Source organism: Streptomyces sp. SID12501, from assembly GCF_010550245.1.
Classification (GTDB): Bacteria; Actinomycetota; Actinomycetes; order Streptomycetales; family Streptomycetaceae; genus Streptomyces.
Genome location: NZ_JAAGLU010000838.1, coordinates 1 through 414, shown reverse-complemented (window position 1 = coordinate 414; position 414 = coordinate 1). Strand labels below are relative to the sequence as shown.

At 77.1% G+C, this 414-nt stretch carries 1 pseudogene; it reads right to left on the bottom strand.

From position 1 onward, the window contains the following. Positions 1–414 (bottom strand): annotated as a pseudogene (locus G3I71_RS48725) (hypothetical protein); the annotation flags it as partial.

Genomic DNA, 414 nt, shown 5'->3' with positions numbered 1-414 from the left:
GGCGTGTCGCCGCCCGACGACCACCACACGGCGGTCGTGCCGTCGACCGGCTCGATCGCGTCGAGCACGCCCTGCTGCTCGGCGACCACGGCCTCGGCGGCGTCGGGCACGCCCAGCACCGCGCCGACCTCGCGGACCTCGCCGAACACGTCGTCGAACGTCAACGGGTCCGGCTGGTAGCCGGGCTCCTTGCAGGCCGCGGGGGACACGTACGTGGCGATGCCGAGCGCCGCGAGCGACGCGCGGTCGCCCGCGCCGTCGGCCGTGAGGTTCGACTCCCACCCGGCGTACACGAGGTCGGGCTCCGACCCGAGCAGCGCCTCGGGGCCCGGGACCTTGTCGGACAGGACGGGGACGTCGGCCACGTCGGCCGCCCAGCGCTCGGGCACGGGGCCGTCGGCGACCGCGGTGCCG